Below are 13,605 nucleotides of genomic sequence, written 5' to 3' on the forward strand. Positions count from 1 at the left end.
AGCACGCAAATTTTACGCATTAGCGCAAAGTTTGCGTGTTTTTTATTTGGAAATATTAATTTGACTACTTGAATCTACTACACTTTAAACAAAAACATGTTTTAATAGACAGTATTTTTGACTAGGCGTACAATATCGTAAAGGGGAGGTGACTGGCAAATTAGGAGAACCTAGTGCCACAATATATGCAAATTATTCGGACGATTGTTCAAATACTTATTTTATACGTTTTTTATTATATGGGCGTTTTTGTTATTGAAGTCACACACTTGCCATTGCCACCGAGTATAGTTGGATTATTAATTTTAGTAGTTTGCTTACAGTTAAAATGGATAAAGGTGGAGTATATTCAAGATGGAGCAGGTTTTTTAATTGGATTTATGACATTATTTTTTATTCCACCAATGCTAGGAATAATCGATTATCCTGAGTTACTTTCTGTTAAAGGTTCGATTTTAATAGGAGCTGTAATTATTAGTACGTTGTTTACAATATTAATAACGGGTATTCTTAGTCAAAAAATAGGGAAGAAAGAAATGGCGATGAAAGAGGAAAATGTGAGGGGGGAAGATACTCTTGAAAGCAACCATCTTCATCATTAGTACAGTGGTTATCTTCTATCTTATGAGTTTATTACATAAAAAGTATAGTTATCCATATTTATTACCGATATTAACATCTACGATTATACTAATCCCATTATTACTTATTCTAGATATACCATATGCAGAATATATGGAGGGTGGACAGTATATACAACATCTTCTAGGACCTGCAGTTGTTAGTTTAGCGTATCCTTTATATAATCAAAGGCATTTAATTGGTAAATATAAATATACGATTTTATCAGGTATCTTGATAGCAATGATTAGCGGGTTAATTAGTGTTTTTTTAATTTCACTATTATTTAAACTTGAAGATTCATATATTTTAACGGCATTACCAAAATCATTAACAACTCCGGTTGCTATGCAAGTTAGTGAAACAATTAATGGAATCCCTCCTCTAACAGCGGTGCTAGTTATGATTGCAGGGTTTGTAGGAGCGTTATTGGGGCCATTTATGTATAAGCTTGGGAAAATAACTTCTCCGATTAGTAGAGGCATTTCCATGGGGAGTGCGAGTCATGGAGTCGGAATTTCAAAGTTAAAAGACTATGGAGAAGAGGATTTATCAATCGGATCACTTTCAATGGGGTTAAGTGCAGTTGTAGGTGCTGTCATTTGTCCTGTATTCGTTTGGATATTCTTTTAGGGGAATGGATCGGTTTAGTGGGAGTTGAGCTGTGACGTGTGTTATTTGTTGTTCTTATGTGTTTAGCTTTTAGGCAATTTCCAAATCTTCATACAAGGTCAGAAAGTGCATTATTTCCGTTTTCTGTCACGGCTGAACGAACGCGCTCCGCTTTTCTGATGTCTAGCTGCGAACGCTAGCTCCTCGACAACTTCAGAGCTTCCTGCGAGGGCAAAAAGCGCCCTCTTGTCAGCCCTTCCAGTTGTTGTCGGAGCTGGACGAGCGTTCTCCGCTTTTCTGGATGTCTAGCTCCGCGTGTTAGCTCTTCGGCAACTTCAGAATCGCCTTCGAGGGCAAAAAGCGCCCCCTTGTCGATTCCTCCAGTTGCTTTCAGAGCTGAACGAACGCGCTCCGCTTTTCTAATTAAAAAGCATTCTAGTTCTTATTTACTAGAATGCTTTATATTTTGATATATGAATTTGATTGGTTTTGTTTAGTCATTAGTATATTGGTTTTCGTTCTTTTATGACACGAATTGTCTTTAAAGACTGGTCTTCAGGGCCTTGTACTGGTAGACCTGCTTCGATATTCATTTTGATATAGTCGATATTCCCTTGATCTATAATTTCCCCGGGAATGAAAATTGGAATTCCTGGAGGATAAACCATAATGAATTCTGCGCAAATATACCCAGCTGCTTCATCAAATGGTATGACTTCTGTACTAGCGTAAAAAGCATCTCTTGGAGACATTGCTAGTGCAGGAATTTCAGGTACATTTACATTTGTTTCTTTCACTGCAGCTTCTGATTCGAAGGCAAGAGACATTCGTTGTAGTGCATTTACCAGTAGATTAATTTCTTTTTTCGTATCACCTAATGTGATTAAACAAAGGATGTTATAAAGGTCTGATAATTCTACTTCGATATTTGCATTGTGCCGTAACCATTCTTCTGCTTGGTGACCAGTAATACCAAGGTCTTTTACACTGATTAGAAGCTTTGTTGGATCCATATCATAAGTTGCTGAGGAATGAAGTTTTTCTCTTCCTGCCACTTTTAAATGTGGAATCTTGTTAATTCGCTTTCTTGCGTCTTTTGCAAGGCGAATGGCATTATCTATTAAATCATATCCATGTACAGCTAATTGACGTCTTGCAGTATCTAGAGACGCTAATAATGGATAGGATGTTGAGGTTGTCGTTAACATAGATAAAATAGATTGGGCACGGTTTACAGAAACTAAGCCTTCACGTACATTCAAAACAGAACTTCCTGTTAGAGAACCACCTAGTTTATGTACGCTCGTTGCAGCCATATCTGCTCCTGCTTCCATTGCTGAAATTGGCATTTCATCATGGAACTTAATATGAACCCCATGTGCCTCATCAACAATAACAGGTATGTTGTGTGAATGGACAATATCTACAATTTGTTTTAAATCTGTAGCAAAACCAAAATAAGTTGGATTAATGACAAGCATTGCCTTTGCATCTGGGTAAGTTTTTAAAGCTTTTTCTACAGATTCTACAGAAATCCCATGAGCAATTCCATATTCTTCATCAACTTCAGGATGAATGAAAATAGGAATAGCACCAGCAAGAACTATTGCAGACATTGTTGATTTATGAACATTCCGTGGTACCAAAATTTTATCACCTGGACCAACGACGGTTAAAATCATCGCCATTATAGCGCCACTAGTACCTTGAACGGAAAAGAATGTATGATCAGCACCAAAGGCTTCAGCTGCTAAATCTTGAGCATGCTTAATCGCGCCTTTTGGAGAGTGTAAGTCGTCTAGTGGAGCAATATTTATTAAATCAATTGATAAAACGTTGTCGCCGACGAACTCACGAAATGCAGGATCCATTCCTTGTCCTTTTTTATGTCCAGGAATATGAAATTGAATTGGATGTCGATTTCGATGTTTGAGTAATACGTCGAACAAAGGAGTCTCTAACTGTGACAACGCAGGTACCACCTCACTTATTTGGAAATTTGAAAACAAAATGAATTATAGCACCTATTGAAGTTTATTACTACATTAAATTAAAGGAAATTTTCTTAAATTAGCGAAAGAAATTAATAGATTCAAAAAAGGGGATGAAATTATGGAATGGAATACAAAAGTAACAGAACTTTTAAATATTAAATACCCAATCATACAGGGTGGGTTAGCATATTTAGCTTACTCAGATTTAGCTTCTGCAGTTTCTAACGCTGGAGGATTAGGGCAGATTACTGCTATGACTTTGAAAACACCAGAGCTTTTAAGAACAGAAATAAAAAAGGTGAGGGATAAGACAGACAAACCCTTTGGTGTAAACTTTGCGATTGGTTTATATGGTAAAGGGTATGAAGAAATGTTAGACGTAGTAATTGAAGAAAATGTACCGGTTGTTTCAATAACAGGGGGTAACCCAGCACCTGTTATTGATAGGCTGAAGGGAACGAACATCAAAAAGCTTGTTTTAGTAGCGGCAAAGAGACAAGCACAAAAAGCAGAAAGTCTAGGTGCAGATGCGGTTATGGTTGTCGGTCAAGAAGGTGGGGGACATATTGGAAAAGATGATGTCGGCACGATGGTTCTTGTACCGCAAGTAGTAGACAGTGTCTCGATTCCTGTTATTGCTTCGGGAGGAATTGGAGATGGGCGTGGATGGATGGCTGCACATGCACTAGGAGCAGATGGAATCGAAATGGGTACACGCTTTATTGCAACAAAAGAATGTGTTCATGCTTCAGAAGCATATAAAAATGCTTTGATTAATAGCACAGAATTGGATACAACTGTTATTAAACGCTCATTAGGCACTCCAGGACGAGTATTACGTAATGAATTTGCAGAAAAAATATTAGAAATTGAAGAAATATCACCAAATTATGATGCATTAAAAGATTATATAAGTGGTACAGCTAATAAAAAATATATTTATGATGGCGATGAAACTTCAGGCTATGGATGGGCTGGGCAAGTAACGGGAATGATTAATGATATACCTTCTGTTGAAGAGTTGATTAATCGAATGGTTGCAGAAGCGAAAGAAATAAGGATAAAATGGGGTCAGTAAATAAAGGAGCGTAAGTTAAATAATGGAATATTCATATCCGATATTACCAGATTGGTCTACACAAGAAATTGTGGATGTTATTAAATTTTTTGAAGGCATAGAAAATGCTTATGAAAAGGGCATAAAACGAGAAGATATGCTGGCAAGGTATAGACGTTTTAAAGAAATTGTTCCTTCTAAAAGTGAGGAAAAAACGCTATTCCGTGAATTTGAAGAAGTAAGTGGTTATGTCAGCTATCAAGTAATTAAAAAAACAAAAGAATTGGAAAATAGTCAAATCGTTCAAATGAGATAATAATAAAAAAATCGTTTTGCAATGAAAATGCCAGTGCAAAACGATTTTTTATTTACTTTAATAGGAATATTTATTTGTCAAGAATTATTATTAAATAAAAATTGAAAAAACAATAAATTAACAGTAGAAATATGTAATGTTTGGTTGTATTTTGTGCATATTAATTATACAACACACAACTTGGTAGTAAATATTTGAAGCATTACCAAATTGCAAATAAAAAATATGCAAAGAAATACAACTAATTTTATAATTTTAACGGTTATTTACCAGTCACTGTTTTATAAATAGGTAATAGCGTTTCAAACGTTTCTTCTGCAAGTAGTAAAAAAGCATCAGATGAAAGCTTAATAGCTTCTTCACGAGGGATGTGACGCCCAACTAGAAATTCTGCTTTTTTAACGTTTCGTAATCGATTTAGCAACTGTTCAAGTTGCCCATCACGCCCAGTTTTTAAAGAAATTGCGTCTTGTGACATATGATCGCCCGAAAGTATAAAATCATCGGGTAGTTCATCAAAAATAGTTATATTCTCTAATAATCGTTCTGCCATTTGAGATTTTTGGGGTACTTCGTAAATAATTGCAAAAATTATGAATAAATGTGTATTCCATAGCCCAATTTGAAAATGAGGAAGCGATTTATATCCACGCTTATATGGAGCAAATGCAACCCAAGAATCTTTAGGTGGATTTACAGTTCTTCTAGCATGTTTAGCAATATGCGGAAAGAATTCATCACCAGTATTCACACTAAAGAAATTTGAAAATTTTTCTCCTAGTATTTGAAATTTTGGTCGAACAATTGTCGATAATGCTTCCATACGTTGTTCTAAGCCGTCTATTTCAAAAACTCCAAAGTCTTTATTAGTCCAGTTTATTGTAGTCATTCAATTTCGCTCCTGTCTTTAGTTTTTATGTTTATTTTAACGGTTTTTTGGGAAAAATTTTGTAACAAACCATTCATGAGACAAAAATTTTTAAAAATGAAAGGGAAGTGAATCATTATGAAACAGATGATTAAAATTATACGTAAAGTTGATATTGAAAAGCAATATGAACAGGTTTTACGTTTAGAACTGGACTATGAACTCGCTTCGTTATATGCTGCAATGCAAGAAAAAGATGAAAAAGAAATGGAAAAGAGTAAAAAACGTCTGAAAGAAATTCAGGATGAATTAGACGGTCTCCACGCATATGTATAAAATTTTCACAATTATTTAAAAAATCACTTGCTCCGATATCGGTTAGCAAGTGATTTTTGTTATAATCTAATAAAAGGTTAACTTTAAACAACTGAAATTTGAATAAAGTGGATCAACGTTTGTTAGATAAGGTGGGGGAGTAATGGATTTAAAACATGTAGATAAATTTGCAAAGGAAATGATTTTTGAGGCAGGTAGAAGAATTCGTCAATCGTTTTCCTATGATTTAAAAATTGAAACTAAATCTGGAGCAAATGATTTAGTAACAAATGTTGATCGAGAAACAGAACTATTCTTTATTGAAAGTATTAAAGCATTCGATGCAACGCATAAAGTTTTAGGTGAAGAAGGAATGGGTGAGAAAGTTCATTCCCTTGAAGGTCCAGTATGGATTATCGACCCAATCGATGGGACGATGAATTTTGTTAAGCAGCATCGACATTTTTTTATAACAATTGGTTTTTATGTTGATGGCGTAGGAAAGTTAGGTTACATTTTTGATGTGATGAGGGAAGATTTATTTTGTGCAATAGCTGGTGAAGGCGCATGGTATAACGGGTCTCCATTAAGAAAATTACAACCTTTAACAATTGATGAAGCTGTCATAGGTATAAATGCTAGTTGGGTGACACCAAATAAACATATAAATCACGAGAAAATTATTGAATTAGTTCGTACCGTTAGAGGAACACGTTCGTATGGTTCTGCAGCAATGGAGATTGCTTTTGTAGTTAGTGGAAAATTAGATGCATACATATCTATGCGATTAGCACCTTGGGATATCGGTGGGGGAATTGTAATAGCTAAAGAAGTAGGCGCTATTGCAACAAATTTAAATGGACAAGATTGTGATTTATTAAATTCAGATACGTTTATTATCGCAAATCCATACATTCACCATAAAATTGTTGAAGATTATATAGAAGAAAAATAATAAATAAATCCGCAGTTGCTTTTTGAAAGCGACTGCGGATAATTTTATGAATTATAAGAGTAACTTGTGGAATGATAAGCATACAAGTTCATTCTTCCAAAAAAATTTGGGGATTCTACAATAAACCCTGATCCCTGAATTTACGCTTCATTTTAAAGCCTGTCATCATAACAACACATAACGCAACAATTCCTATTAGTATAGCAACAATTGATTTAATGGCAATTGCATACCCGATTGAAACCATTGATAACATTGCAGCTAATGCAAAGATGAACATAACCATTTTTGCTTTATTCATGAGATGGTGCCTCCTTTATATATGTCGAAAAATCATAAACTTTTACGATTATTGTTGAATTGTAAATATATGAAAAAGACATTAGTCTCTTCTTGTGCTATAATAACACAGTTAATCTTATGAAAAAAGAATATGGAGTGGAATAATGACAAAGTTACGCGAAGATTTACGAAATATCGCAATTATCGCCCACGTTGACCATGGGAAAACGACATTAGTTGACCAATTGTTAAAACAATCAGGTACTTTTCGTTCAAATGAACATGTAGAAGAACGTGCAATGGATTCAAATGATATAGAACGTGAACGCGGGATTACAATCCTTGCGAAAAATACAGCTGTAAATTACAACGGTACACGTATCAACATCTTAGATACACCTGGACATGCTGACTTCGGTGGAGAAGTTGAACGTATTTTAAAAATGGTTGATGGTGTTTTATTAGTCGTTGACGCATATGAAGGTTGTATGCCTCAAACTCGTTTCGTATTGAAAAAAGCACTAGAGCAAAAGTTAACACCAATTGTTGTTGTAAACAAAGTGGATAAAGACTCAGCTCGTCCTGAAGAAGTAGTTGACGAAGTTCTTGATTTATTAATTGAATTAGGTGCAGACGAAGACCAATTAGAATTCCCAGTTGTTTATGCTTCTGGTGTAAATGGTACGGCATCACTTGATCCAGATCCATCTAAACAAGAAGAAAATATGCAATGTCTATTCGAAAAAATTATTGAAGCAATTCCAGCACCACAAGATACACGTGAAGAGCCATTACAATTCCAAGTGGCATTACTTGATTACAATGACTTCGTTGGTCGTATCGGTATTGGACGTGTATTCCGCGGTAAAATTCATGTAGGGCAACAAGTAGCATTAATGAAACTTGATGGATCTGTGAAAAACTTCCGTGTTACGAAATTATTTGGTTTCTTCGGTTTAAAACGTGAAGAAATTCAAGAAGCATACTCAGGTGATTTAGTTGCAGTATCTGGTATGGAAGAAATCAATGTTGGTGAAACAGTTTGTCCAGTTGACCATCAAGAAGCATTAACTCCTTTACGTATTGATGAACCTACATTACAAATGACATTCTTAGTAAATAATTCACCTTTTGCTGGTCGTGAAGGGAAATGGATTACTTCTAGAAAAATTGAAGAACGTCTTCGCGCACAATTACAAACAGACGTTTCATTACGTGTAGATGATACTGATTCTCCAGATGCTTGGATTGTATCTGGTCGTGGAGAACTTCATTTATCAATTTTAATCGAAAACATGCGTCGTGAAGGTTACGAATTACAAGTATCAAAACCACAAGTTATTATTCGTGAAATCGATGGTGTAAAATGCGAACCAATTGAGCGTGTACAAATCGATGTACCAGAAGAATCAGTTGGATCTGTTATTGAATCTTTAGGTAACCGTAAAGGTGAAATGTTAGACATGATCAACGAAGGTAATGGACAAGTTCGTTTAATCTTTATGGTTCCTGCACGTGGTTTAATTGGGTATACAACAGAATTCATGTCATTAACAAAAGGTTTCGGTATTATTAACCATACTTTCGATTCTTACCAACCTGTAGTAGCAGGTCGAGTTGGTGGACGTCACCAAGGTGCCTTAGTATCGATGGAAACTGGTAAAGCTTCTACTTATGGTATGATGCAAATTGAAGACCGTGGTACACTATTTGTTGAGCCAGGTACTGAAATTTATGAAGGTATGATCGTTGGTGAAAATAACCGTGATAACGATATTACGGTAAATATTACAAAAACGAAGCAAAAAACTAACGTACGTTCAGCAACAAAAGACCAAACAACGGTTATTAAACGTCCACGAATTTTAACGCTGGAAGAAGCTCTTGAGTTCTTAGATGACGATGAGTATTTAGAAGTAACTCCAGAATCAATTCGTTTACGTAAACAAATTTTAGATAAAAATGAACGTGAAAAAATGGCTAAGAAAAAGAAATACGCTGAACAGTAATTGCAAGAGTTTTTGTGGGGAAATGATGAAAGGTGTTGTGGAAGATGAACTTGTATAGCACATTAAACTTTATTCTAGCATCTGTACCTACAAACACGAAGGAAAATGAACTTGTATTCGGGCGAATGGCAGGTATCACTCGTTATTTATACGAAAATTTACCAAGCTACGAGGCTGCGGGCTATGTTGTGTTTTTTTTAGTGTTTGTTTTATCTGCAATTGTTTATAAACTAGGTTTTGCCAAAAATGATTTAACACTAGTAAAAAATATTATTATTTATATTTTCCTATTTGTAGGATGTATTGTTTTAACATTTTTAGCTTTATTCCTTCCAATGATAGAAGGGCTAATCGTTGCTGCATTAATCTTAATTATTTATAAAACAAGATTATGGAGAGAAAAACGAGAAGAAAAAAGCGCTAGCTAATGATTAAACCGATCTCATTTATTTGAGGTCGGTTTTTTTGTGTAATTAAAACTTCTAAACTAATATGTATCCTATTTGTTACTTAGACTCTGAACCAGACGCCTCCGCTTTTCTGATGTCCAGCGACGAACGCTAGCTCCTCGACAACTTCAGAATCGCCTTCAAGGGCAAAAAGCGCCCTTTTGACGATTCCTCCAGTTGTTGTCGGAGCTGGTCGAGCGTTCTCCGCTTTTCTAGGTTGTCCAGTTCCGGCGGCTAGGCTCTCACGACGCTTCAACTTCTCCTACGAAGGCAAAGAGCGCCTTCTTGTCGAAGTTTCCAGCGCGTGTCGAGCCTGAGCGAGCCGCCTTCGCTTTTCTAGATGTCTAGCTGCGAACGCTAGCTCCTCGACAACTTCAGAATCGCCTTCAAGGGCAAAAAGCGCCCTTTTGACGATTCCTCCAGTTGTTGTCGGAGCTGGTCGAGCCGCCTCCGCTTTTCTAGATGTCTAGCTCAGCGCGTTAGCCGTTCGGAAACTTCGACTTCCTCCTGCGTGTGCGAGCACACTTGTCAGAAGTCTCCAGTTTTTTCACGGCTGAACGAACGCGCTCCGCTTTTCTAGGTATTCACACATTTTTTTACATGCGCATACTCTACTCTAGATGAAAAAAGTACGAATTAAGGAGGATAGGAATGAAGAAGTGGGTGAAGTCTAGTTTTTTATTGGTATTGGCTTGTTTTAGTGTGATTTTACTTGCTGCATGTAGTGATAAAGAGGAGCTTCAAGATGTAAAAGTTGGTGAGGTAACTCGTTCAATTTTCTATGCCCCTCAATATGTAGCAATTACACAAGGCTTCTTTGAGGAAGAAGGCTTAAATGTTGAATTGTCTACGATTGCTGGTGGGGATAAAACGATGACGGCGCTTCTTTCAGATGGCATAGATATTGCCCTTGTTGGTTCTGAAACATCTATTTATGTTTCTGCCCAAGGTGCAAATGACCCGATAAAGAACTTTGCTCAGTTAACACAAACAGATGGAACGTTCTTAGTTTCCCGCGAAAAAATTGATAATTTCACTTGGGATATGTTAAAAGGTTCCACATTCCTTGGTCAACGAAAAGGCGGAATGCCGCAAATGGCTGGTGAATTTGTTCTAAAAAAACATGGAATTAATCCACAAGAAGACTTAGAACTAATACAAAATATTGATTTTGCTAATATTTCGACTGCCTTTGCTTCAGGAACAGGAGATTATGTGCAGTTATTCGAACCAACAGCTAGTATTTTTGAAAAAGAAGGTATAGGACATATTATTGCATCATTTGGAGAAGAATCCGGCCATGTACCTTATACAGTATTTATGGCGAAAGATAGTTATATAAAAGAGAATGATGAAGTGATTGAGAAGTTCACACGAGCTATCCACAAAGCACAAGATTTTGTCTATGAAAAATCTGCTGAAGAAGTAGCAGAAGCCATTGCACCTTTCTTTGAAGATACGGATATTGAATTAATTGCAACGGTTGTTGAAAGATATCGTTCTCAGGAATCTTATGCAAAAGACCCAATTTTAGATGAAGAAGAGTGGAACAACTTACAAGATATTATGGATGAAGCAGGAGAACTACCAAAACGTATGGATTACGATGAATTAGTAAATACATCTTTTGCAGAGAAGGTTTCAAAATAAATGGACTTTCTAACTGTTAGCAACGTACACCATACGTATTTCTCAAAAGAAGCAGCAACAGAAGCTTTACAAGATATTAATTTATCAATTAGAAAAGGTGAATTTGTTTCATTTATTGGACCAAGTGGATGTGGAAAAACAACGCTACTTTCAATCATTGCTGGTTTGTTTGAGCCAACATTAGGTACGGTTAAAATTGAGGGGCAGGATGTTTTCGGAAATGAAGAGCTATCAATTGGTTACATGCTTCAACAGGATTACCTTTTTCCATGGAAAACTATAGAGGAAAATATAACTTTGGGATTAAAGCTTGTTAAGAAAGAGAAAGAAAATCCATCAATTGCTTCAAAGTTATTAAAAGACGTTGGATTACCACCAGTTGAAAAAAAATATCCTAGAGAATTGTCGGGCGGTATGAGACAACGGGTTGCATTGGCAAGGACTCTTGCCGTTGATCCAAAGATTTTATTACTTGATGAACCGTTCTCTGCACTTGATTATCAATCAAAATTAAAATTAGAAGATTTAGTATCTGAAATGTTGAAAGAATATAACAAAACAGCTATTTTAGTAACCCATGATATTGGGGAGGCGATAGCTATGAGCGATCGTATTTTCTTGTTTTCTCCAAGACCCGGAAGATTATATAGAACGTTTGAAGTACCAGATGAACTAAGAGTTTTAACTCCTTTTGAAGCTCGTGGACATTCGATTTATTCATCGCTTTTCCAGCTTATTTGGAAGGAGCTAGAAAGCCTTGAATAATAATAAATTACATCAACAATTTATTCAGTCACTTGTCAGAGAAAAAAGATGGGTTCGATTTTATCAATTAATAATTTTAATTGCATTTTTCTCAATATGGGAAATTGCTTCAAGTAATCGATGGATTGACCCTTTAATTTTCAGTTCACCTTCAAAAGTGTATTCTTTATTTATTAAAAATATTTCTGATGGTACTTTATTTACACACATAAGCTATACATTATTTGAAACAGTGCTAGGTTTTATTATCGGTACTTTGCTTGGAACAATTTTGGCTGCAATCCTTTGGTGGTCGCCGTTTTTATCAAAGGTACTCGATCCATATTTGGTAATATTAAATGCAATGCCTAAAGTAGCATTAGGTCCGATATTAATTGTTGCCATTGGTCCCGGTTTGGGGTCAATCATTACAATGGGTGCCATCATATCTGTAATTATTTCAACAATCGTAATATATACATCTTTTAAAAACGTAGATGCCAACTACTTGAAAGTGTTACAAACGTTTAATGCTACGCGCCTACAAATGTTTAAAGAAGCCATTTTACCTGCATCTTTCCCAACAATCATTTCAACATTAAAGGTTAATGTAGGGTTATCCTGGGTTGGGGTAATCGTAGGAGAGTTTCTTGTTTCATCAAAAGGGCTTGGTTATTTAATCATTTATGGTTTCCAAGTATTTAACTTCAATTTAGTATTAATGTCACTACTGATCATAGCGGTATTTGCAACCATTATGTATCAATTAGTTGAGTTACTGGAGAAAAAATTAATAAAAAACGAATAAGATAAGAAAATCCTTGAACTTTTATTTAAAAAGTTCAAGGATTTTTATGTTTATGCGACTTTAAAAATCTTCATCAATCGGTGAAGATGTTCGAAACAATCGAAAATTTCCAGTAGCTAAACGCTGTTCGGTTTTTATTGTGATTCTTTCTCGACATGGTTCACACATATATGTATGAATTGGACGATTTCGAAGTTTTTTTGCTAATGGAGAGTTGTCATCTAAATCATTTACTGTATCACATATGACACATTTTACTCGCATCCAAACTCCTCCAATCTATTCAACTCGAATAGCAGCTACATTTTTAATTGGATTTTCAACATTAGAGCCGTCAGCGAAAAGTACGTGGACTGGCCCTCCATCAGTAATAGGTTTACCATCTTGACTATATTTAAAAATAAGGGTATTTGCTTCTTCAATTGAGAAAGCATGTTCCTTACCATCTTTTAGTTCTAAGACAACACGCTCTGCATCTGCCTTAATTTCAGCATTTTTTAAAAAGTGTTTAATCTCCATGCCGAATGTACCTGTTTTCATTCCTTGGCGATCGAATTTACGCTCTGTTTTTAACGTTGGAGGGAATGTAGCCCCTTCCATAATTTCACGTGACCAGTGAGCTCCAGCCTTTTTTAAGTAATCTAAATCTTCATCAACCTCTTCTTTTTGGCTGGTAAAATATGTGTTTAAATCTAATCGGCGGTCATCAAAAATCCATACAGTAGGATCGATTGTAATAGAATATTTAACTAATCCTTTAATAGGTATAATATTTTCCATTTTATTGCTCCCCCTAATCTATATCGTATTGTCAAAACTTATATATATAAATCGCTAATAATCGTTGGTTTTACAGTCTTTTATGCAAAAAAACTTGCCACCCCCTGAATTTTGATGTTAGTTGAGGTTACCACACCACACAACT

16 protein-coding genes are annotated in these 13,605 nt (G+C 35.6%); 11 read left to right on the plus strand and 5 right to left on the minus strand.

Going from position 1 to position 13,605, the window contains the following annotated elements; translation table 11 throughout:
* Positions 1-173 precede the first annotated feature (173 nt).
* Together D8M03_RS07365 and D8M03_RS07370 are read left to right on the plus strand one after the other, a co-directional pair.
* Positions 174-602, plus strand: coding sequence for a CidA/LrgA family protein (locus D8M03_RS07365; RefSeq protein ID WP_245987499.1), 429 nt, complete (start codon positions 174-176; stop codon positions 600-602).
* A complete protein-coding gene (locus D8M03_RS07370) occupies positions 577-1,254 on the plus strand; it encodes an LrgB family protein (protein WP_121214137.1) in 678 nt (225 codons plus the stop codon). The genes D8M03_RS07365 and D8M03_RS07370 overlap by 26 nt, the downstream gene beginning before the upstream one ends.
* A gap of 479 nt (positions 1,255-1,733) precedes the next feature.
* Here D8M03_RS07370 and D8M03_RS07375 read toward each other — a convergent pair whose 3' ends face one another.
* Positions 1,734-3,203: an aminotransferase class I/II-fold pyridoxal phosphate-dependent enzyme gene (locus D8M03_RS07375; protein ID WP_121214138.1), complete on the minus strand. Its 1,470-nt coding sequence runs from the start codon at positions 3,201-3,203 to the stop codon at positions 1,734-1,736.
* Positions 3,204-3,345: 142 nt separating this feature from the next.
* Here D8M03_RS07375 and D8M03_RS07380 point away from each other — a divergent pair, with 142 nt between their 5' ends.
* Entirely contained in the window at positions 3,346-4,305 is a 960-nt protein-coding gene (locus D8M03_RS07380; RefSeq protein ID WP_121214139.1) for an NAD(P)H-dependent flavin oxidoreductase, read from the plus strand.
* 22 nt (positions 4,306-4,327) lie between these two features.
* Complete coding sequence (locus D8M03_RS07385) at positions 4,328-4,600, plus strand: UPF0223 family protein (protein WP_121214140.1); 273 nt, start codon at positions 4,328-4,330, stop codon at positions 4,598-4,600.
* A 262-nt stretch (positions 4,601-4,862) separates the two neighbouring features.
* On the opposite strand, the gene D8M03_RS07390 is transcribed toward D8M03_RS07385, so the two are convergent.
* Entirely contained in the window at positions 4,863-5,489 is a 627-nt protein-coding gene (locus tag D8M03_RS07390) for a YktB family protein (protein WP_121214141.1), read from the minus strand.
* A gap of 117 nt (positions 5,490-5,606) precedes the next feature.
* On the opposite strand from D8M03_RS07390, the gene D8M03_RS07395 reads away from it, so the two are divergent.
* Together D8M03_RS07395 and D8M03_RS07400 are read left to right on the plus strand one after the other, a co-directional pair.
* The gene (locus tag D8M03_RS07395) at positions 5,607-5,804 is read left to right on the plus strand and encodes a hypothetical protein (protein WP_118874790.1); all 198 of its coding nucleotides are present in this window, start codon (positions 5,607-5,609) and stop codon (positions 5,802-5,804) included.
* Positions 5,805-5,946: 142 nt separating this feature from the next.
* Positions 5,947-6,738 (plus strand): inositol monophosphatase family protein, encoded by a 792-nt coding sequence (locus D8M03_RS07400; RefSeq protein ID WP_121214142.1) that lies wholly within the window; start codon positions 5,947-5,949, stop codon positions 6,736-6,738.
* A gap of 115 nt (positions 6,739-6,853) precedes the next feature.
* Here D8M03_RS07400 and D8M03_RS07405 read toward each other — a convergent pair whose 3' ends face one another.
* Positions 6,854-7,039: a DUF5325 family protein gene (locus D8M03_RS07405; protein ID WP_121214143.1), complete on the minus strand. Its 186-nt coding sequence runs from the start codon at positions 7,037-7,039 to the stop codon at positions 6,854-6,856.
* Between the two features lie 145 nt (positions 7,040-7,184).
* Here D8M03_RS07405 and typA point away from each other — a divergent pair, with 145 nt between their 5' ends.
* From typA to D8M03_RS07435, 5 genes are all read left to right on the plus strand, one after another.
* A complete protein-coding gene (typA, locus tag D8M03_RS07410) occupies positions 7,185-9,029 on the plus strand; it encodes a translational GTPase TypA (RefSeq protein WP_121214144.1) in 1,845 nt (614 codons plus the stop codon).
* 44 nt (positions 9,030-9,073) lie between these two features.
* On the plus strand, positions 9,074-9,457 hold the full coding sequence (locus D8M03_RS07415) for a YlaH-like family protein (RefSeq protein WP_121214145.1): 384 nt from the start codon (positions 9,074-9,076) through the stop codon (positions 9,455-9,457).
* A 672-nt stretch (positions 9,458-10,129) separates the two neighbouring features.
* A complete protein-coding gene (locus tag D8M03_RS07425; protein ID WP_121214147.1) occupies positions 10,130-11,128 on the plus strand; it encodes an ABC transporter substrate-binding protein in 999 nt (332 codons plus the stop codon).
* Complete coding sequence (locus D8M03_RS07430) at positions 11,129-11,893, plus strand: ABC transporter ATP-binding protein (RefSeq protein ID WP_121214148.1); 765 nt, start codon at positions 11,129-11,131, stop codon at positions 11,891-11,893.
* Positions 11,886-12,680: an ABC transporter permease gene (locus tag D8M03_RS07435; RefSeq protein ID WP_121214149.1), complete on the plus strand. Its 795-nt coding sequence runs from the start codon at positions 11,886-11,888 to the stop codon at positions 12,678-12,680. Before D8M03_RS07430 ends, D8M03_RS07435 begins: the two co-directional genes overlap by 8 nt.
* A 60-nt stretch (positions 12,681-12,740) precedes the next feature.
* On the opposite strand, the gene D8M03_RS07440 is transcribed toward D8M03_RS07435, so the two are convergent.
* Complete coding sequence (locus D8M03_RS07440; RefSeq protein WP_121214150.1) at positions 12,741-12,944, minus strand: YlaI family protein; 204 nt, start codon at positions 12,942-12,944, stop codon at positions 12,741-12,743.
* 15 nt (positions 12,945-12,959) lie between these two features.
* The gene (locus tag D8M03_RS07445; RefSeq protein ID WP_121214151.1) at positions 12,960-13,460 is read right to left on the minus strand and encodes a peptidyl-prolyl cis-trans isomerase; all 501 of its coding nucleotides are present in this window, start codon (positions 13,458-13,460) and stop codon (positions 12,960-12,962) included.
* Positions 13,461-13,605 lie beyond the last annotated feature (145 nt).

It is taken from the genome of Ureibacillus endophyticus, from assembly GCF_003628435.1.
Taxonomy (GTDB): domain Bacteria; phylum Bacillota; class Bacilli; order Bacillales_A; family Planococcaceae; genus Ureibacillus; species Ureibacillus endophyticus.

Bases quoted from the DNA above. Each gene is read 5' to 3' on its own strand.
- D8M03_RS07440 (WP_121214150.1), bottom strand. From the start codon at position 12,944: ATGCGAGTAAAATGTGTCATATGTGATACAGTAAATGATTTAGATGAC.
- D8M03_RS07385 (WP_121214140.1), top strand. From the start codon at position 4,328: ATGGAATATTCATATCCGATATTACCAGATTGGTCTACACAAGAAATT.
- D8M03_RS07430 (WP_121214148.1), top strand. From the start codon at position 11,129: ATGGACTTTCTAACTGTTAGCAACGTACACCATACGTATTTCTCAAAA.
- D8M03_RS07415 (WP_121214145.1), top strand. From the start codon at position 9,074: ATGAACTTGTATAGCACATTAAACTTTATTCTAGCATCTGTACCTACA.
- D8M03_RS07425 (WP_121214147.1), top strand. From the start codon at position 10,130: ATGAAGAAGTGGGTGAAGTCTAGTTTTTTATTGGTATTGGCTTGTTTT.
- D8M03_RS07395 (WP_118874790.1), top strand. From the start codon at position 5,607: ATGAAACAGATGATTAAAATTATACGTAAAGTTGATATTGAAAAGCAA.
- D8M03_RS07400 (WP_121214142.1), top strand. From the start codon at position 5,947: ATGGATTTAAAACATGTAGATAAATTTGCAAAGGAAATGATTTTTGAG.
- D8M03_RS07445 (WP_121214151.1), bottom strand. From the start codon at position 13,460: ATGGAAAATATTATACCTATTAAAGGATTAGTTAAATATTCTATTACA.
- D8M03_RS07390 (WP_121214141.1), bottom strand. From the start codon at position 5,489: ATGACTACAATAAACTGGACTAATAAAGACTTTGGAGTTTTTGAAATA.
- typA (WP_121214144.1), top strand. From the start codon at position 7,185: ATGACAAAGTTACGCGAAGATTTACGAAATATCGCAATTATCGCCCAC.
- D8M03_RS07405 (WP_121214143.1), bottom strand. From the start codon at position 7,039: ATGAATAAAGCAAAAATGGTTATGTTCATCTTTGCATTAGCTGCAATG.
- D8M03_RS07380 (WP_121214139.1), top strand. From the start codon at position 3,346: ATGGAATGGAATACAAAAGTAACAGAACTTTTAAATATTAAATACCCA.